Source organism: Corynebacterium lipophiloflavum DSM 44291 (genome assembly GCF_000159635.1).
Lineage (GTDB): Bacteria > Actinomycetota > Actinomycetes > Mycobacteriales > Mycobacteriaceae > Corynebacterium > Corynebacterium lipophiloflavum.
This window is the reverse complement of record NZ_GG667255.1, coordinates 1-223: the sequence shown is the minus strand read 5'-3', so window position 1 is coordinate 223 and position 223 is coordinate 1. Positions and strand designations below refer to the sequence as shown.

1 protein-coding gene is annotated in these 223 nt (G+C 48.0%); it reads right to left on the bottom strand.

Annotation, left to right across the window (positions count from 1 at the left end; genetic code table 11):
* On the bottom strand, positions 1-223 hold a 223-nt coding region (locus HMPREF0298_RS11395), incomplete at both ends, for a flagellin N-terminal helical domain-containing protein (RefSeq protein ID WP_006841365.1).

Below are 223 nucleotides of genomic sequence, written 5' to 3'. Positions count from 1 at the left end.
CATCAATCTGCTTCAGATCGATAGTGATAGTCTGGTTATCATTTGCGCCAACCTGGATTTTCATGGAGCCATTTTTTGCCAGCACGTTCACGCCGTTGAACTGGGTCTGACCAGATACGCGGTCAATTTCATCCAGACGGGATTTAATTTCGTCCTGGATAGAAGACAGATCAGACTCAGAGTTAGTACCGGTAGTGGCCTGTACCGTCAGTTCACGCACACG